The organism is Micromonospora sp. NPDC127501 (genome assembly GCF_040302185.1).
Taxonomy (GTDB): domain Bacteria; phylum Actinomycetota; class Actinomycetes; order Mycobacteriales; family Micromonosporaceae; genus Micromonospora.
This window is the reverse complement of record NZ_JBEORJ010000002.1, coordinates 561,274-579,738: the sequence shown is the minus strand read 5'-3', so window position 1 is coordinate 579,738 and position 18,465 is coordinate 561,274. Positions and strand designations below refer to the sequence as shown.

The following is an 18,465-nucleotide window of genomic DNA, read 5'->3' as shown; positions in this document are numbered from 1 at the left end:
AGCCCGGTCTGCCAGACTGTCGCGCGTGATCGTCGACGACCCGACCGCCCACCGCAGTCGCTGGCACTGGCGCACGCTCGACAACGCCGCCGGCGGACTCGCCCTCGACCTGGGCCTCTACGCCGTGTCGGCCACCTTCGCCGCGATCACCGCCGTCACGTCCACCCTGCTGCCGCACCGCGCCTGGGGCGCGGTCGCCGCCGTCGGCTACCTGCTCGCGACGCTGACTGTGATCGCCCAACTTCTACTGCGTCGACGCTTTCCAACCTCCCGGCTGACCGGTCTGCCAGCCCGCTGGGCGGTCACCGGTTTCGCCTGGGCCACCACCACACTGCTGCCCCTCGCCTGGCAGAGCATCGACCGGGCCGGTGGGCGCACCGACCGGGCCCAGGAGGAGGTGCTGGTCGTGGAGCAGGCTGGCAGCCGCCTCCTGGAACACGGCACGCCATACCTCGGACCCGACGCCATCGCCGCCCTGCCACCGGGCGAGCAACTGATGGGCTACACCCCGTACCAGCCCGGCATGGCGATGTTCGGCCTGCCCAGGGCGCTGCTTGACACCTGGTGGACCGACTCCCGGGTCTGGTTCGCGTTGGGCACCGCCCTGGCCCTCGCCCTGGCCGTGGCTGCCCTACGCAGGAAACCGGCCACCACGGGCGAGGCCACCGCCGGCCAGGCCACCTCCGATCGGGCCACCACCGCCGCGACCCACCGGCGGGACGCCGCCCTCCTGCGCGGCGTGCAGGCCGCCACCGTACTGCCGATCTGCGCCCTCACCCTCGCCACCGGCGGCGACGACCTACCCGTACTCGCGCTCTGCCTGCTGGCCCTCGCGTTCGCCGCCGCCGACCGACCCGGCCGGGCCGGCCTCGCGGTCGGGCTCGCCGGCGCGCTGAAGCTGTTCGCGTGGCCGGTCGCCCTGGTCCTGATCGTCTGGGGCCTGACCCGACGCGCCGGCACCCGAGTCGCTGTCGGCGCCATCGGACTGCCCATCGCCGCACTACTGCCGGCGCTGCTGGTGGACCGCGACGCCCTCACCGAGAACGTGCTGCGCTTCCCCCTCGGCCACGGGCTGGTCACCAGCCCCGCACAGTCCCCGTTCCCCGGCTACCTGATCGCCAGCGCGCTACCCGCCGGCCGGCTGATCGCCGCCGGACTGCTGGTCGCCGCCGGAGTGGCCATCGCCGTCCGGCTCGCCCGCCGCCCGCCCCGCACCGCCGTCGCCACCGCGCTCATCTGCGGGTACGGGCTGCTCGCCGCCATCGCTCTGATGCCCTCGACCCGTTTCGGCTACCTGCTGTACCCGCTGGCCCTGCTGACCTGGGCTCCCGCCCTGCACCGCCCGGGCGACACACCGACCGCCGCGGTTGCCGATGAGGGGTCCGGTCGGACCACTTCGGCCTAACTTCCGAGCGGAACGGCACGTCAGGGCGTAAACCTGAAGGCATGACCACGTACCGCGACCGGGCCGACGCCGGCCGGGTGCTCTCCGAACGGCTCACCGCACTCATCGGCGAACCGGACGTCGTCGTCCTGGGCCTCGTCCGTGGCGGCGTGCCGGTCGCCCGGGTCGTCGCCGAACGCCTCGGCGCACCACTGGACGTGTTGGTCGTCCGCAAGCTCGGCATGCCGTGGGCCCGGGAGGTCGCCTTCGGCGCACTCGGGCCGGGCGGTGTCCAGGTGCTCAACGACGCGGTGGCCAGCCGACTCAGCAGCGACGACATCGCCGAGGTCCGCCATCGGGAGCAGGCCGAACTGGAACGCCGCGAACGGCTCTACCGGGGCGACCGCCCACAGCTGGACCTCACCGGGCGGACGGCCGTGATCGTCGACGACGGCCTCGCCACCGGCGCAACCGCCCGGGTAGCCGTCGAGGTCGTCCGCCAACTCGGGGCACACCGCGTCGTCGTCGCGGTCCCGGTCGGCGCGCAGGAGGCGTACGAACTGCTCGCCGCCGAGGCCGACCAGGTCATCTGCGCGCAACGCCCGGCGGACTTCGGCGCGGTCAGCGTCTACTACGACGACTTCCACGAGGTGTCCGACGAAGAAGTCACCGAGGCGCTCACAGCAACTGCATAGGTCCCTCAGGTACCGTCGGGCGATGAATAGCCTGACCTGTCCCAAGTGTCACGGAGAAATGCGCCAGTACGAGCGCAGCAGCGTCGTCATCGACCAGTGCGGGGAGTGCCGAGGCATCTTCCTGGACCGCGGCGAGCTGGAGAAGCTGTTCGAGGCGGAGGCCAACTGGAGCCGCCAACAGACCGGCGGCGCGCCAGGGCACCCCGCGCAACAGCCGGCCGGCTACCCGCCCCCGCCGCCCCCGCCGCACCAGCCCGGTTACGGCGCCGTCCCGCCGCCGCCCCCGCCCGCCCACGGCTACCCGCCGCAGCCGGCCTACGGCCACCAGCAGCAGCAACACCACGGCTACCACGGCCACTACCGGCAGAAGAAGCGCAAGGGCTTCCTCGACGAGATGTTCGGCTGAGCCCAAGCCGACCTCGCGCCCGGGTCGATCACGCGTCGGCCCGGGCACACCACCCGGGCCATTGATCGTTGGCGGGCGCGATGCTTCGTGCGAGGCTGAATCGCATGACCGTGATCCGACCGGACGAGGCGCTGGCCCAGGCGTACGACGGGATCACCGCGGTGGTCGGTCGCCTGGACGATGCCGGCCTGCAACGAGCCACCCGCTGCCGGGGCTGGCTCATCGCCGACCTGCTCCTGCACGTGCTCGGCGATGCCCAGCGGGCACTCGTCACCCTGGCCAGCCCCGTCGACGGTCCCGCCGACGTCGACGACGTGAGTTACTGGCGTGACTTTCCCGGCAACGACGACGAGGCCGCCGGGCACGCCTGGTGGGTCCGGCGATCGGCTGCCGCCTTCGACCGTCCGACCGGGATCGTCGAGCTCTGGCGGGACACCGCGCCGGCGGCGGTCCGCGCCGCCACGTCAGCCGACCCCGAGGGGTACGTGACCACCCAGGGACACGTGCTGCGCGTACCGGATTTCCTCGCCACCCTGACCACCGAGGCCGCCGTCCACCACCTGGACCTGACACTGGAACTGCCCGACGCGCCGCCGCCCGGCCCACTGGCGGTACGCATCGCGGTAGCGACCATGGACGGCCTGCTCAGCGACGACACCGTTCGACCCAGCGCGTGGGACGACCACGACTTCCTGCTGAAGGCCACCGGGCGCGTACCGCTGACCGACCGGGACCGGCTGGAACTTGGTGAGTCGGCGGGCTGGTTCCCACTGCTCGGCTGACCCTCCGTCCTTCCCATTGAGAGAAACAAGAATCAAGCCGAAGGCACTATGAGCTGCCGAGCATCTTCTTCGCGATCTCGGCTTTCCGCGTCAACGCGACGGTCGCTTCCGAGTACAACATAGCCACTATCTTCTCAGCAGGCGCACAGGTTGTACCGATCGTGTAGATCGTTTTGTGCGGGCGAACAGAAAGACCATCGATACCATTCCTCTCAAGGAAGGCCGCAAACGAATCGAGTAGGCGCTTGCTACCTACCAACCTGAATTGAGAGAACGTCGATTGGCTAGGATTCGGTCGACGGTATTGACCGATTGAGCCATCGCCGTCGACGACGCCGCGCCAAAAGTCGCGTGATTCGGTCAGCCGTTCGTCAAGCGGTCCGTCATACCTCCCTAGCGCCACCATGCGCTCGGCAAGGCGGGTCGAGCGCACCGAGAACTGGCACGAGCCGTGCGTGGGACTTGGTGCTGAAATGCTACTGGTCGAACCCAGGAAGGTGCGCAGCGAGGCAAGGTGTTCGCGGTCCCGCTGGGCAAGACCTACGGAGATCTGCGGGAGATGGCCCGTCCGGTAGGTCACGCATCCGTCGGCGAAGAGAAACCCGAGCCAGTAGCAGGCCTCTGGTGTCAACAGGTCGAACGCGTCGTGCCGAAGCGTGTGCACGGTCCTCCGGAGCACAACGCCACGGCGGACCAACAGGCCGCGCATCCCTGGCTCGGTGAAACCAAAGTTCTTTGCCACTTCGGCTATGGACCGACCTTCGGCGTATTGTCTGACCGCCTCTGAGCGTTCCGGTTCGGCCAACTTCGCTCTCGACCGAGCGGGTACGCCCCGCCTTTTCAGTAGGCCACGGACAGCCTGCCTGCTGACGCCGTATGAGTTCGCAATTCGAGTCAGACTCTCGCCCGTCTGCGCACGTTCAACAACCGCCTTGATTTGCGCCGCCGAAAGACGAGAGCCCGTGTCGCTCATCCGATGGCCATGTCCACAAATCTCGATAGATGCAATTGGGCCGCGACGGTCACGGTGTCGGTCGGTCCATTTCGATGCTTAGCAATTATAAAATCCGCCTCCCCGGCCCGCGGCGACTCCTTGTCGTAGTAGTCGTCGCGGTGCAGAAGGATGACAACGTCGGCGTCCTGCTCGATTGAGCCAGACTCACGCAAGTCGGACAGCTGAGGTCGCTTGTCGGTGCGCTGCTCGGGGCCACGGTTCAGCTGACTGACCGCGATCACCGGACACTCGACCTCCTTGGCCAACAGCTTGAGGCCACGGGACAGGTCCGCGACCTCCTGCTGACGACTCTCGGTGCGCTTCGGTGAGGTCATCAGCTGGAGATAGTCGACCACGATCATCTTGAGGTCGTGCCGCTGCTTGAGCCGCCGAGCCTTGGCCCGGATCTCCATCAGGTTCATGCTCGGCGTGTCGTCGACGAAGAGCGGCGCCTCGCTGATCTCGCCCATGCACCGGGCCAGCTTGGTCCAGTCGTCGTCGGAGAGCTGACCGCTGCGCAGCACGTGCAGCGGCACCCGCGCCTCGGCGGAGAGCAGCCGCATGACGATCTCGACCTTGCTCATTTCCAGCGAGAAGATGGCTGCCGCCTGGTTGGCGCGAATAGCAGCATTTCGGGCAAAGTCCATGCTAGCCGTCGATTTGCCCAAACCGGGCCTTCCGGCCACGATGATCAACTGTCCGGCGTGTAGGCCGTTGAGCAGTCGGTCCAGGTCGCTGAAGCCGGTCGGCACGCCGGTCATCATGCCGCCGGTCGCCCCCACCGCCTCGATCTCGTCGAGCGTCGGCTGCAACATGTCGGCCAGGACCGCGAAGTCCTCGCTGACCCGCCGTTCGGTGACGTCGTACACGGCCTGCTGGGCGAGGTCGACGACGTCGTCCACGTCGCGGCTACCACCGCTGGCGGTGCCGTAGCCCAGCTGCACGATCTTCGTGCCGGCCTCGACCAGTCGGCGTAGCACCGCCCGCTCGCTGACGATCCGGGCGTAGTAGGCGGCGTTGGCGGCGGTGGGCACGCTGGCGATGAGTGTGTGCAGGTACGGTGCGCCACCGATGCGTACCAGATCCCCGGAGTCGGCGAGCGCCGCCGCGACCGTGATCGAGTCGGCCGGCTCACCCCGGCCGTAGATGTCGAGGATGATGTCGAAGATGGTGGCGTGCACCGGCCGGTAGAAGTCGTTGGTCTTGAGGATCTCGACGACGTCGGCGATGGCGTCCTTGGAGAGCAGCATGCCGCCGAGGACGCACTGCTCGGCCGCGACGTCCTGGGGCGGGGTCTTGTCGAACTGGCCATCCCGCTGCGCGGGTGGCTGGCCTCCGCCGGAGCGTGGCTCTGCCCGCATGTCGTCGGTGACCGACACGGGTCCCCCCTCCACTGCGCCGGATCCAACCCCAGCTCTACCGCTGGGGTACGACACTTCTCCTCCGACCGGGCCGGTCGATCGGGGGCCATCGCCGGCGGTCGAGGGCCAACCATACGGACCCCGAGGTCAGAGACTCAACAACGCCGGTGGACGAGCCTCGGGACAACCTGTGGATCCCGGTGGACAGCATGTGCGCAGCGTGTGCACAGCCTGTGGATAACCATTGGGGAATTCTCGGCCACAAGTCGCTGACCTGCCAGAACATGCTCCCCAGCCTGTGGAGGAGAATATTTCGGTCGGGCCTGTGACACGATCGTCCCGTACTATCTCCAGCGAACGGCTACACCTGGACAGCGGATTCCGCTTTCGGTTCAGAAGGGTCACACTCCGGCCGTGAATTACCGGGACTGGGGACGCGGCGATGGCAGCCCGCGCGAGCGCCAGCCAACCGCCTCGTGGGGTGAGCGCGCGGCGTCTGTTCCGGTTGACCCGTACGACGAGGACGGGCGCTACCGCACCTCCAGCAGGCGGCGTGCGTTGGACCGCGGCCAGGACGAGCCTGTCGACGCCTACCTGCCCCGGTGGGCGGTGGAGTCCGGGGTCCGGCACGCGGACGGCGGTGGTCGCCACGCGGCACCGGACGACGACGAGGACGAGCCCGAGCGGCCGATCTCCGGGGCAGGCCGACGGTCGGCCGGGTCGTCGAGTGCTCGGCGGCGGGGCAGCGAGCCGCGTCGACGGGATCAGGCAGCGATCGGCCCGGCGCCGGACTCGGACCACACCCGAGAGTGGACGCTCGACCGGCCGCAGGAGCAGGGTTACTCCGGCCGCCGGCGGGCCGATGCCGGGGAGGGCGAGCCGGTCTCCGGCGCTGTCTCGGACCGACGTCCCCGCCGCGCGCCCGTTGGCCGTCCGCAGGTGATCTGGTCGGGCGGGGAGCCGGAGTCCGCCAAGAGCGAGCAGGTGCCGGACCAGGAGCCGAGCCGTCCCAGTCGGCGTAGCCGCCGTGCGGCGGAGGAGTCCTGGTCACGTCCGGCAGCCGACCCGTGGGCCCGCGGATCGGACCGGGTGGCGGAGCCCGAACCGTCGTACCCGCCCGCGGTGGACCCGTGGGACGCCTCGGGCGTGCACGCGTGGCCGCCGACGGCCGACGCGGACAGCGGGGACCTGAGCGGGCAGTGGTCGGCGGTGGAGAGCGTCGGTGGTTGGGAACGGTCGGACCGCACCGGCCAGTGGGAGCGGTCCGCGATCGAGGACGACCAGTGGGACCGTACGCTGGCGCCGCGCTCCGATCGCTCGGTTGCGGCCGAGGGGTGGCCGAGCCGGGATGACGGGTTCTGGTCCGGCACTCGGTTGGCCGATGACGACCCGCGTTGGATGGATCCGACGACGTCGGCACCCCGGTCTCCGGTGGTGGGATACACCGCCCCACGGCCGCGCAGCGCGCCTGCGCCGCGTACGGGCGCGCCGCGTCCGGGTACGCCCCGACGTAGGGCGGACCGGCCGGCGGTGGGAACGGCGTCGGTACGTCGGCGGGTCGAGTCGGCGGCCACGGGTGCCTGGGCCCGGCGTCTGGAGGACGACCTGCTGGACCCGGATCCGGGTGGGTCCGTCCGGCCGCTGCTGTACACGGCGGCCTGTTACCTGGTGCCGGCGATGCTGATCTTCGTTTGGTTGTTGACGTTGGACAGCCAGGCGCCGGCTGGTTGTGTGACCGACATCAGCGGGGGCGGGTGTGAGTCCGCCCGGTCCCGCGCGCTGGAGTCACTCCTGGCCGGTTCGCCGCGCTTCGGTCTGGCTCTGGTGAGCAGCTTGGTGGTGGCGGCGCTGCTGCGGCGGGTGGGCACGACGTGGCGCTCGGCGACCATCGCGGTTGCCGCCGCGGTGGTGGGCGGTGGCCTCTCCACGGTGCTGATCAGCGCGGTGACGGGCCAGCCCATCGGGTGACCCGTCGGCAGGCCGGGTCCGGCTCGGGCGGGCGTCGGGTCGGGGCCTGCGCTGGGCGGGGAGGCAGGTCGGGCCCCACTGGGCGGCGGGTCGGGGCATGCCCGGTGGCGACCGTCTTGGCCCGGGCAGTGCCGGTTGGACGACGTACGCACGAGGGCCCGCACCGATCGCTCGGTGCGGGCCCTCGTGGTGGTGTTGGGGACGTCAGCCCTGAACGACGTTCAGGTTGAACGCTGCGGTCACCTCGGGGTGCAGCTTGATCTTCACCGGGTAGGTGCCGGTCGACTTGATGTGACCGGGCACCTCCAGCCGACGCCGGTCGAGGACCGGGCCGCTGGCCGCCTTGACGGCGTCCACGATCTCGGCCGGGGTGACCGAGCCGAAGAGCCGTCCGCCGTCGCCGGCGCGGACCTTCAGGTTGACCTTGAGACCCTCAAGCTGAGCCTTGACCTCGTTGGCGTGGTCGAGGTCGCGGATCTCGCGGGCCCCACGGGCCCGCTTGATGACCGTGACCTGCTTTTCCGCGCCCTTGGTCCAGGCGATCGCGAAGCCCTGCGGCAGCAGGTAGTTACGGCCGTAGCCGTTCTTGACCTCGACGATGTCGCCCGGGGCACCGAGCCCGGACACTTCCTGAGTCAGGATGATCTTCATATCGGTGCCTCCTCTCAGCGGGTGGTGGCCGTGTACGGCAGGAGCGCCATCTCACGGGCGTTCTTGACCGCACGGGCGATCTGCCGCTGCTGCTGCGAGGTCACGCCGGTCACCCGACGAGCGCGGATCTTGCCGCGATCGGAGATGAACTTGCGCAGCAGCGCGGTGTCCTTGTAATCGATGTAGGCGATCCCGTCCTTGTCGAGCGGGTTCACCTTCTTCTTGGGCTTGCGCAGTGCCGCAGCCTTGGCCGTTGCACGTGCTCCTGGTTTGCGATCGCGAGCGCTAGGCGCCATTAGAACGGTGGCTCCTCGTCAAAATTGGCGCCCGAACCGGCACGCGCGGGAGAAGGAGCAGCCGAAGCCCAGGGGTCGTCGAAGTTGCCTCCGCCGCCACCCTGGTTGCCACCGCCACCGCCGCCACCGAAGCCGCCGCCGCCACCGCCGGAGCGGGACATCTTCTGCACCTTCGCCGTGGCATAGCGCAGCGACGGGCCGATCTCGTCGACCTCAAGCTCGATGACAGTGCGCTTCTCACCCTCGCGGGTCTCGTACGACCGCTGACGCAGCCGGCCCGACACGATCACCCGAGCGCCACGCTGCAGCGACTCGGCGACGTGCTCGGCGGCCTGCCGCCACACGGTGCATGCGAGGAACAGCGGCTCGCCGTCCTTCCATTCGTTCGACGCCTTGTCCATGAAACGGGGCGTCGAAGCGACTCGGAACTTGGCGACCGCAGCCCCGGAGGGGGTGAACCGCAACTCGGGGTCATCGGTCAGATTGCCGATGACCGTGATGGTGGTGTCTCCTGCCATGACCATCTCCTCGCGCACTCAGCGTCTCGTCGTACAGGCTCGCAGAGCCGTACGACAGAGTCGCGGAGGCTGATCCGGACGAACCGGGGTTGGATGCTCTAGCGCATTTCCGGTCGGATGACCTTGGTGCGCAGCACGGACTCGTTGAGCCGGAGCTGACGGTCCAGCTCGGCCACCGCAGCAGGCGTGGCCTGCAGGTCGATGACGGCGTAGATGCCTTCGGCCTTCTTGTTGATCTCGTACGCGAGGCGCCGACGGCCCCACACGTCGGTCTTCTCAACCGAGCCACCCGCGGTCCGAATCACGTTCAGGTACGTGTCGAGCGACGGTGCGACGGTGCGCTCCTCGAGGCTGGAGTCGAGGATGACCATTAGTTCGTAGTGACGCAAGACGTGCTCACCTCCTGTGGGCTAAGCGGCCACGGTCCTTCCGTGGCAGGAGGTCTTGTGTCGCTGCCCGCACGCGCCGAGGGAACCCGGCCGGACGCGGACAACCTGACCAGGATACCCGGTCCCAACGATCATGCCCGGGGTGGTGGGGTCCGGACCCGGACGAGCCGACGGGGGCCCACCGTCCGACCGTCATTGGTCGGTGGTGGACCCCCGTCTACGAGGCCGCGGGGCGTCCGGTCCGCATTCCTTGGGTGGGACCTGGGGAGGAACGACCACACCGATGAGGTTGGACCGAAGACGCCCCGCGGAGCTTTATCGTGTTGTTATCTGACGATACAACAGGACTCGTACCTTGTCGGGGGGAAAAGCACAATTCTCCGAGATTCGCCGTCGCTCGGTACTGGTGTGCGATGGGGTCGCCCCCGCTGCGCCGGGCCGCGCCGCGGGGGTGACCTCGCTGTCGGCCGTCGACCGCCGGTCGCCGTGTGCGACGCTCGCGCCGCTGGCGGCACCGGGATACTGGTCGCCGGTTCAAACCCATCAACGATCGTCGGTCCCTCCGGTGACGCGACACCGCCCCGGCCGTCGCCCCGCCGGTCGGGGTCGCGACGTAGGCTCGCTCGCATGCGTATCGGAGCCCACGTCGACTCGACCGACCCGCTGGCGGAGGCGGCCGCCCGGTCCGCCGAGACCGTGCAGTTCTTCCTCGCGGACCCACAGGGTTGGAAGGCGCCCAAGCCTCGCGAAGATGCCGAGCGGCTGCGCGCCGCTGAGGTCGACCTCTACGTGCACGCGCCGTACGTCATCAACGTGGCCACGCTCAACAACCGCATCCGGATCCCGAGTCGCAAGCTGCTGCTCGGGCACGCCAACGCTGCCGCCGCCATCGGCGCCAAGGGCCTGATCGTCCACGGCGGGCACGTCAACGCCGGCGACGACCTCGCCGTCGGCTTCGACAACTGGCGCAAGACCTTCGCGTACGCGGCGGACTCCGGCGGCTTCGGCGTTCCGGTCCTGATCGAGAACACCGCCGGCGGCGACAACGCCTGCGCCCGACGGCTGGACGCGCTCGCCCGACTCTGGGACGCCGTCGGTGACTACGAGGTCGGCTTCTGCCTGGACACCTGCCACGCGTACGCGGGTGGCGAGGAGTTGCTCGGCCTGGTCGACCGGGTCAAGGCGATCACCGGGCGGATCGACCTGGTGCACGCCAACAACTCCAAGGGCGCGTTCAACTCCGGCCAGGACCGTCACGACAACCTGGGCGGCGGGACGATCGACCCGGAGCTGGTGGTGGCGGTGATCCGGGCGGCCGGCGCACCGGTGGTCGTCGAGACACCAGGCGGTGTGACCGGCCAGGCCGCCGACATCGACTTTCTGCGTGAGCAGCTCGGAGCGGAGAGCCCGGCGGCATGACGAGCGGACAGCCCGGGACCGGCAACGCCCGGCCCAGCCCCACCGGCGCGGCCGCCGAGAGTCAAGCCCCCACCACGGCCGCGGCCGGCACCCCCACCCAGCAGAACGCCGCAGCCAAGCAGGTTGCCGCCGAGAGCGGCACCGCGGTCAGCGCCAACGCTGCCAAGGGCACCGACGCATCCAAGGGAAGCGGCCCGGCCAAGGGCAGCGGCCCGGCCAAGGGCAGCGGCCCGGCCAAGGGCAGCGGCCCGGCCAAGGGCAGCGACCCGGCCAAGGGCAGCGACCCGGCCAAGGGCACCGACCCGGCCAAGGGCACCGACCCGGCCAAGGACACCGAACGGGCCAAGGACAGCGGCACGGTGGATGGCGCGGCCAAGGACAGCGGCGCGATCAAGGCCGGCAAACCAGCCAAGGACAGCGGCACGGCCAAGAACAGCGACCCGGCCAGGGACGCGAAGGCGGACGGCGCCGACGGTACGGACAAGGCCGACAGCGAGGCCAAGCCGGTCGGCCCGGAGCGGTGGGAGGCATTTGCCTCCGCCCCTGAGCCGAAGCCCTCCATCTTCAGTCGGGCGAGCCGGTCGGTTGGTCGTTTCCTGATCCACGAGTGGACCCTGGCCGCACTCGGCGCGTTGGCACTGGCCGTGTTGATGACCTGGCCGACGCTGCGCTATCCGCGCTACACCCTCCCGCAGGACTACTGGGACCCGAGCCTGCAAGCCTGGCAGATGGCCTGGTCCGGGCACATCCTGCTGGCCGACCCGGCGCGGCTGTGGCAGTCCAACACGTTCTTCCCCGAGCTGTGGAGCTTCGCGTTCTCCGACACGCTGCTCGGGTACGCCCCGGCCGGGATGCTCGGCAGCGGTCCCGAGGACGCCGTGCTGCGCTACAACATCATGTTCGTGCTGGCGCACGCGCTCGCCACGCTGGGGGCGTACGCGCTGGCCCGACAGCTCGGGGCCGGCCGGATCGGTGCGGCCGTCGCGGGCGTGAGCTACACCTACGCGCCGTGGCTGCTGGCCCAGGCCGGGCACCTGCACGTGCTCTCCAACGGGGGCATTCCGCTGGCGCTGGCGATGTTGGCGCGCGGGCACGGGTGGTCGCTGCGACACGGCTACCGGCCGGAGCGCCGGCACGACGGTTGGGTCTACGCCGGTTGGCTGGTGGCGGCCTGGCAACTCAGCCTGGGTTTCGGCATCGGGCTGCCATTCGCGTACTTCCTGGCCGGCGCGGTGCTGGTCGCTGCCGTCCTGTTCTTCGTACGGCGGCTGCGCACCGGGCAGGCCGTTCCGTTCGGTCGCCGGTTGTTCGTCGCCGACGTGCTCGGCGGGGTGTTGTTCGCCGGCGTCGGTCTGCTGATGGCGTTCCCGTTCTTCAAGGTGACCGAGCTGCACCCGTACGCCGAGCGCACCATCGCCGACATCAGCCTCTTCTCGCCGCCGGCGTCGGGCTTCGTGACGGCGCCCGGGGAGTCGCGAATCTGGGGTGGGCTGCACGAGGGTGCCCGGGCGGCGCTGCCGTGGCACCCGGAGATGACCCTGCTGCCGGGCTTCGTGCTCTACGCGCTCGCCGCGGGCGGGTTGCTCTTCTCGGTCTGGCGGCTGCGGCACCGACTGCTGCTGCTCGCCGGGGTCCTGCTGACGATGGCCTTCGCGATGGGCACCCGTTTCTTCGACGGCACTTTCACCTACGTGCCTCTCTTCGAGCACCTGCCGGGCTGGAGCGGGCTGCGTACCCCCGGGCGGTTGATGCTCTGGACCACGTTGTTGCTCGGCCTGCTCGCGGCGGGCGCGGTCACCGCGCTCACCGACCGGGTCCGCGAGTTGACCGCGCAGCGGATTCCGTCGTGGCCGGGGCCGTGGCTGCGGATGGCCACCCTGTTGCCGTTGCTGCTGGTCACCGTCGAAGGCCTGAACACCACCCCACACCCGGTGGTGCCGACCCAGCCGGCGGCGATGCGTTCGGCGGAGGGTCCGCTGCTGGTGCTGCCCAGCAACCAGAGCCTGGACCAGCACGTGATGCTCTGGTCGACCAGCGGGTTCCCCGACGTGGTCAACGGCGGTAGCGGCTTCACGCCGCGCCAGCTCGACGACGTCCGCCGGGTGAGCCAGTCGTTCCCGGACCAGACGAGCGTCGACTACCTGCGCACGCTCGGCGTCCGCACGGTGGTGCTGCTGCGCGGTCAGGTGGCCGGCACACCGTGGGAGATCAGCATCGACGCGCCGGTCGAGCCGCTCGGCATCAGCCGGCAGGAGGTCGGGGACGCGGTCGTCTATCGGCTCTGAAGTTGTCTCAAGGGCGGGTTTGCGGGGGAGCCACCCGGCTCCGGGCGGTCAGGCTTGATCCCTGCGCCGGGAGGGCTCCCCCGCAAACCCTGACGTGGTGCCGGCCGTAGTAGACCTTTGGGCTGTGGGTCAGGTGGTTGGGACGGGCTCGGGTTGCGGTTCACTGCTCGTCTCTCTGCGGCGCCAGCGGTCTATCCAGGGGGCGTCCGGGGCGCCGTCGAGAACGCCACCGTCCGGGTCGTCCGGGTAGGTGGCCCGCACCGCGTCCTGGTCGGGGTGCAGGATCTCCTTGACGACGAACACGCAGAGCACCACCACAGTGGCCAGTCGCAGCGTCGAGGCCAGCACGAACACCCCCTCCGGGAAGACCGGACGGCTGGTTGCCGCGCCGAGCAGTTCCCCGTAGAAGGCGACGAAGTAGCAGACCTCGGCGATCTGCCAGGCCAGGAACGCGCCCCACTTCGGTCGGGCCAGCACCACCAGCGGGAGCAGCCAGAGGACGAACTGCTGCGACCAGACCTTGCTGAAGATGAGGAACGCGGCAACCACCAGGAAGGCGAGCTGACCCAGCCGCGGTCGGCGCGGCGCCCGCAGTGCCAGCACCGCGACGCCGAGGCAGGCCAGCCCGAACAGCGCGTACGAGACGGTGTTGAGGGTCGGGATGTTGGCGTTGAGCCACTCGAACGGGCCGAGGTTGGCGGGGTCGTTGCCGACCTTGCCGTCCAGGTAGCGGCCGATGTACCAGAGCGTGCCCCAGTCGATCGGCCGGGTGGTGTTCAGTTCGAAGAACCGGTCCCAGTTCTCGGGGTACGCGCGGGCGGCCGGCAGGTTGACCAGCACCACGGCCGCGATCGCCGTCCCGATGGCGATGAGCGCGGCACGAACCCGGTCGGCCCGTAGCGCCAGGATGAGGATCGGCCCGAGCAGGAAGAGCGGCCAGAGCTTCGCCGCGCCGGCCAACCCGAGCAGCACTCCGGCCACCGCCGGTCGTTTTCGAGCCCAGGCCAGCAGGCCGAAGGCGGCCAGCCCGATGGCGAGCAGGTCCCAGTTGACGGTGGCGGTGAGCACCAACGCCGGGGCGAGTGCGAACATCGCCGCGTCCCAGGGTCGTCGGCGGCGCAACGCCAGGATCACCGCGACCGTGGCCACCGCGAGCGCGCCCAGCACCAGCGCGTTGAGGTTGTAGAACCACTGGCCCTGGTTGATGCTCGGGTCGCCATCACCGATGGCGTGCACCGGCAGGCCCAGAGCTCCCATGAAGTAGCCGGTCAGCACCGGGTACTCGACCGGGTGGTCGCGGTAGGGCACCTTGCCCTCGTTGAGCCCTTCGGCGTAGTAGAGGGCGAGGACGTCGGTGTAGCAGAACCGGGTGTACTGGACGTTGTTCTGCCAGGCGCCGTCCTGGCAGGGCGATTTCTGCACCCAGTGCAGCGCGAGCGTGAGGCACGCCATCGCCAGCACGATCCGCACGGCGGTCCAGAAGCGACGCTCCCGACCGGCCGGCCGGTCCACCGCTGTCGCGTGGTCGCCCAGCGGCCCGCCGATGACGCTGGAGATGCCGCGGACGAACCCGTCGGAGCGGGACGGGTGATCGGTGGTTCCGGCGTCGTCGATGCCGGGCGTCGACTGGGTGCTCATGAAGAGGCATCCTGCCGTACGACGGGGGTGCCCGTCCCGTCGCGGCGCGGAGTTCCGGGTACGAAAACGCCGCCGCCGGCCGGGACAGGTCGTCCGGCCGGCGGCGGCGTGGTGCGCTGGTGCGGGTCAGTCCCGGTTGGGTGGCAGGCTGGGCAACTGCCCGCCGCCGCCACCACCTGTGCCGCCGCCGCCGGGGTTACCGCCAGGGTTGCCACCGGGGTTACCGCCGGGGTTGCCCCCGGGGTTGCCGCCGCCAGGATTGTTGCCCCCGGGGTTGCAGAAGATATCGATCAGCGGGTTGCAGGGGGTGCCCTGCCCGGGCTGACCCCCCGGGTTGGTCGGCGGCGGTGGCGGCGGCTCCTTGCCGTTGCCCTTCGTGACGTCACCCTCGCCGGTGACGCTGGGCAGGGGGATCTCCTCCTGGCCCTTGAGGGCGGTGTTCATGTACTTCTCCCAGATCGGGCCGGGGAGCGTCGAACCGCCGATGTCCTTACCGCTGGCGAGCCTGATCTGCGGCTTCCTCGGATCCCGGCTGCCCACCCACACCGCTGTGGCGTTCTGCGGGGTGTAGCCGACCGTCCAGGCGTGCGAGTTGTCCTTGTCGTCGTACTCCCAGGTGCCGGTCTTGGCGGCGGCCTGGCGGCCGTTCTCCAGGGAGATGTTGTTGGGCCGGGGGATCTGCTTCAGGACGCCGGTGACCTCGTCGGTGATCTTCTTGGGGATCCGCTGCTCCGGCTTGATGCGCTCGCTGCCGACGACCTTCCACTTACCGGTGGCCTTGTCCTGCTGTTCGATCTTGACGACGAAGTGGGCCTTGATGTACTTGCCGTCGTTGGCGAACGTGGCCATGGCGTTCGCGTGGTCGAACACGGTGATCGGGTACTTGCCGAAACCGGTGTAGTTGTCGAACGGTTTCGGCCCCTTCTTCGACAGGTCGAAGGCCTGCGGCGGGTCGACGCCCCACATCGTGGTCACGCCGGCCTTCCGGGCCATGTCGACGACCTTGTCCGCGCCGATCGTGTCGGCGACCCAGTAGAAGGGCACGTTGTACGACTGGACCGTCGACTCTTCGAGGGTGCAGTACTTGCCGCACTTGAGGTTGGTGCGGTTGGCGTTACCGATCGCCACCGCGGAACCCTTGGGCTTGTACGGCGTGGGGTCCCAGTGCGACTTGACCGAGATGCCGGCCTCGATGGCGGCGGCCAGGGTGTACACCTTCATCGACGAACCCGGCTGGTGCCCACCGGTCAGGTCGCCGTTCTTGTCGATGTTCTTGCCGGCGTAGTCGAAGTCGGCACCGCTGTCACCGCCGTAGTAGGCGAGCACGCGGCCCATCTTCGGGTCGATCGAGACCACCGCCGCCATCAGGTTCTTCGGCTGGTCGTTGAGCTCGGAGCCCTTCTTCGACTGCATCGCGGTGTTCTCCGCGGCGGCCTGGAGCTTCGGGTCGATGGTGGTGGTGATCCGGTAGCCGCCGTCCCGCAGCGCGTCGACGCAGCTCGTCTTGCCCTCCGCGCCGCTGTCGGAGCAGAGATCCATCTCGTCCATCTCTTGGCGGACGTAGTTGATGACGTTGCCGCGCGGGCTGTCGACACCGAAGCCGACGCCGTCCTTCTTGGGCGGCAGCGCCTTCGGGTACTCGGTGGGCGCCGGGGGGTGGTTGGGGGAGTCCAGCCAGCCCTCCTTCTTCATGCCGTCGATCACGTAGTCCCACCGCGTCTTGGCGTCGGTCGGGTTGACCGCCGGGTCGTACCCCCTGTGGGTGTCGGTCGCCTGCGGCTGCTTGATCAGCGCGGCCAGCACTGCGCCCTCGGCGGGAGTGAGCTTGATGGCCGGCTTGCCGAAGTAGGTCTGTGCCGCCGCCTCGATGCCGTACGCGCCGCGACCGAAGTAGATGACGTTCAGGTAGTGCTGCATGATCGTCGGCTTGTCGTACTTGTCGTTCAGCTTGGAGGCGAGGATCGCCTCCTTCACCTTCCGGCCGTACGTGTCGTCCTTGAGGTTCTCGAACGCGTTGCGGGCGTACTGCTGCGTGATCGTCGAGGCGCCCTGCTTGTCGCCGTTGGAGACGTTGTTCCATGCGGCCCGGACGATGCCCTTGTAGTCGACGCCGGAGTGCCGGTAGAAGTTCCGGTCCTCCGCGGCGGCGACCGCGTCCTGCACGTGCTGCGGGATCTGCTGGATCGTCACGAAGGTGCGGTTCTCGCTGCCCAGCTTGGCGAGCTGCGTCTTGCCGTCCTTGGCGTACACGGTGGTGGACAGCGGCAGCGGCATCTCGTTCGGCATGACCACGTTGGTCGAGTAGTAGGTGAACCCGACCACGCCGATGCCGGCGAGCATGATGAAGACGGCGAACCCGGCGATCAGCAGGTTCATCCGCTTGCGCTTCTTTGCCCGCGCGGCGCCCGAGTCACCCGGACCACGGCCGCCCCGACCGGGCCCGCCCGGCCCGCCCGGACCACCGGGACCCCCAGGGCCGCCCGGCCCACCGGAGACCGGTGAGACGCTCGCCCGCGCGACCGCCGCACGACCACCGACCGATGCGGAGCCGACGCTGGCCCGGCCCGCCGAGGCGGTGCCGACCGAGGCCGCACCGACGGCGGCGGCACCGACCGAGGCCCGACCCGCCGGCGCCGGGGAGACGGGCACCGAGGCCCGACCGGCGCCAGCGCGGCCAGCGGCCACACTCGGTGCCGGCGACACCGGCACCGAGGCTCGACCGGACCGACCGTTCGCTGCCGAACCCACTGAGGCGGACCCGGCGGCCGCGCTGCCACGCGGCGGCACCGAGGCGGAACCGCCGACCGTGGCGCGACCACCGGCGGCCCGCGGCGTCACCGAGGCCCGGCCTGGGGTTGCCGCGCCTCGGTCCGAGGCTGACCAGCCGCTCCCGCCGGAATCACCGCCGGGTCGGCGGTACGCGTCGTCCGCGCCCGGCCCGGGGTCACCGTCTGGACCCGTGTGCTGGGTCCGTCCGCGCGCAGAACTGGGATCGCCGTACGAGTTCATTCCTCACACCCTGCCGGTCGCGGTGGGGCGCGGCTGCGCCGCCACCGGGTTGCCGTGAGTTGCTTCACCCGGGGCGCCGGCACGGGGGTGCCAGCCGACCGGGGTCATTGCCGTATCAATCGGGCCAATCGGGCCAACAAGTGGTCGGCCGTCCCGGGTTTCGTCTACGGCCCCGGGGCCGGTCCAACCAGCTGAGATCACCGTTGCGCCTCTCGCCTCCGCCGACCGGCGCCTCCGGCGCCCGCCGCGTCCTGCTCGCTGATGCCGTCGCTGTCGCCGGTCAGACCGTCCCGGCCGAGCAGGTACTGCTCGACGAGATGGTTCCAGTCACAACCGAGGCACACCTCCACCACGAAGACCTGGAACTCACGCAGCGTCATCGCCAGTACGGGCAACTCGGTCAGTGTCCGAGCCTGTCCGGCGGACTGCTTGAGTTCGTCACCGTAAATGTAGTGGACCAGGGTCAGGTTTTCGCTGCGGCAGATCGGGCAGCGCCGGTCGGTCGGCTCACCGTGGAACCGAGCGGCGTTCTTCAGGTACGGCGACGCGTCGCAGACGTCGTACGTGCCGACTCGTCCGGCCAGGAGCTCACGCAGCACTGCTCGCTTCTGAAGCGAGTAGTCGACGACCTGGCGCTGCGTACGCATGCGGAGAAGGGTACGCGGTCCGG

The 18,465-nt window shown here is 69.9% G+C and carries 16 protein-coding genes; 7 read left to right on the top strand and 9 right to left on the bottom strand.

Annotation, left to right across the window (positions count from 1 at the left end):
* The first annotated feature begins 25 nt into the window (after positions 1–25).
* From ABTW72_RS06680 to ABTW72_RS06665, 4 genes are all read left to right on the top strand, one after another.
* A complete protein-coding gene (locus ABTW72_RS06680; RefSeq protein WP_350855115.1) occupies positions 26–1,405 on the top strand; it encodes a glycosyltransferase 87 family protein in 1,380 nt (459 codons plus the stop codon).
* 41 nt (positions 1,406–1,446) lie between these two features.
* Positions 1,447–2,079: a phosphoribosyltransferase gene (locus tag ABTW72_RS06675; protein ID WP_112625893.1), complete on the top strand. Its 633-nt coding sequence runs from the start codon at positions 1,447–1,449 to the stop codon at positions 2,077–2,079.
* A gap of 22 nt (positions 2,080–2,101) precedes the next feature.
* The gene (locus tag ABTW72_RS06670) at positions 2,102–2,485 is read left to right on the top strand and encodes a TFIIB-type zinc ribbon-containing protein (protein WP_350855113.1); all 384 of its coding nucleotides are present in this window, start codon (positions 2,102–2,104) and stop codon (positions 2,483–2,485) included.
* A gap of 104 nt (positions 2,486–2,589) precedes the next feature.
* Positions 2,590–3,267 carry a maleylpyruvate isomerase N-terminal domain-containing protein gene (locus ABTW72_RS06665; protein ID WP_350855110.1) on the top strand — a complete coding sequence of 226 codons (678 nt, stop codon included), beginning with the start codon at positions 2,590–2,592 and terminating at the stop codon, positions 3,265–3,267.
* A 46-nt stretch (positions 3,268–3,313) separates the two neighbouring features.
* On the opposite strand, the gene ABTW72_RS06660 is transcribed toward ABTW72_RS06665, so the two are convergent.
* Both ABTW72_RS06660 and dnaB read right to left on the bottom strand, forming a co-directional pair.
* On the bottom strand, positions 3,314–4,072 hold the full coding sequence (locus tag ABTW72_RS06660) for a hypothetical protein (RefSeq protein WP_350855107.1): 759 nt from the start codon (positions 4,070–4,072) through the stop codon (positions 3,314–3,316).
* 164 nt (positions 4,073–4,236) lie between these two features.
* Positions 4,237–5,640 (bottom strand): replicative DNA helicase, encoded by a 1,404-nt coding sequence (gene dnaB, locus ABTW72_RS06655; RefSeq protein WP_112639881.1) that lies wholly within the window; start codon positions 5,638–5,640, stop codon positions 4,237–4,239.
* 396 nt (positions 5,641–6,036) lie between these two features.
* Between dnaB and ABTW72_RS06650 the strand changes: the two genes are divergently transcribed.
* Positions 6,037–7,590, top strand: a complete 1,554-nt coding sequence (locus tag ABTW72_RS06650) for a hypothetical protein (protein WP_350855104.1) — start codon at positions 6,037–6,039, stop codon at positions 7,588–7,590.
* 204 nt (positions 7,591–7,794) lie between these two features.
* On the opposite strand, the gene rplI is transcribed toward ABTW72_RS06650, so the two are convergent.
* The 4 genes from rplI to rpsF all read right to left on the bottom strand — a co-directional run bounded on the left by rplI (position 7,795) and on the right by rpsF (position 9,444).
* Entirely contained in the window at positions 7,795–8,241 is a 447-nt protein-coding gene (rplI, locus tag ABTW72_RS06645) for a 50S ribosomal protein L9 (RefSeq protein ID WP_112583905.1), read from the bottom strand.
* Between the two features lie 14 nt (positions 8,242–8,255).
* The gene (rpsR, locus tag ABTW72_RS06640) at positions 8,256–8,537 is read right to left on the bottom strand and encodes a 30S ribosomal protein S18 (protein ID WP_051723758.1); all 282 of its coding nucleotides are present in this window, start codon (positions 8,535–8,537) and stop codon (positions 8,256–8,258) included.
* The gene (locus tag ABTW72_RS06635; protein WP_181518404.1) at positions 8,537–9,073 is read right to left on the bottom strand and encodes a single-stranded DNA-binding protein; all 537 of its coding nucleotides are present in this window, start codon (positions 9,071–9,073) and stop codon (positions 8,537–8,539) included. Before ABTW72_RS06635 ends, rpsR begins: the two co-directional genes overlap by 1 nt.
* An 80-nt stretch (positions 9,074–9,153) precedes the next feature.
* Positions 9,154–9,444: a 30S ribosomal protein S6 gene (gene rpsF / locus ABTW72_RS06630; protein WP_036391391.1), complete on the bottom strand. Its 291-nt coding sequence runs from the start codon at positions 9,442–9,444 to the stop codon at positions 9,154–9,156.
* A gap of 627 nt (positions 9,445–10,071) precedes the next feature.
* On the opposite strand from rpsF, the gene ABTW72_RS06625 reads away from it, so the two are divergent.
* The gene (locus ABTW72_RS06625; protein ID WP_350855099.1) at positions 10,072–10,863 is read left to right on the top strand and encodes a deoxyribonuclease IV; all 792 of its coding nucleotides are present in this window, start codon (positions 10,072–10,074) and stop codon (positions 10,861–10,863) included.
* Positions 10,860–13,148 carry a putative glycosyltransferase family protein gene (locus tag ABTW72_RS06620; protein WP_350855096.1) on the top strand — a complete coding sequence of 763 codons (2,289 nt, stop codon included), beginning with the start codon at positions 10,860–10,862 and terminating at the stop codon, positions 13,146–13,148. Before ABTW72_RS06625 ends, ABTW72_RS06620 begins: the two co-directional genes overlap by 4 nt.
* 129 nt (positions 13,149–13,277) lie before the next feature.
* On the opposite strand, the gene ABTW72_RS06615 is transcribed toward ABTW72_RS06620, so the two are convergent.
* The 3 genes from ABTW72_RS06615 to ABTW72_RS06605 form a co-directional block, all read right to left on the bottom strand.
* Complete coding sequence (locus ABTW72_RS06615) at positions 13,278–14,786, bottom strand: glycosyltransferase family 87 protein (RefSeq protein WP_350855093.1); 1,509 nt, start codon at positions 14,784–14,786, stop codon at positions 13,278–13,280.
* 126 nt (positions 14,787–14,912) lie between these two features.
* Positions 14,913–17,795, bottom strand: coding sequence for a transglycosylase domain-containing protein (locus ABTW72_RS06610; RefSeq protein WP_350855091.1), 2,883 nt, complete (start codon positions 17,793–17,795; stop codon positions 14,913–14,915).
* A gap of 197 nt (positions 17,796–17,992) precedes the next feature.
* Complete coding sequence (locus tag ABTW72_RS06605; RefSeq protein ID WP_091396619.1) at positions 17,993–18,442, bottom strand: DUF5318 domain-containing protein; 450 nt, start codon at positions 18,440–18,442, stop codon at positions 17,993–17,995.
* Between the last annotated feature and the right edge of the window lie 23 nt (positions 18,443–18,465).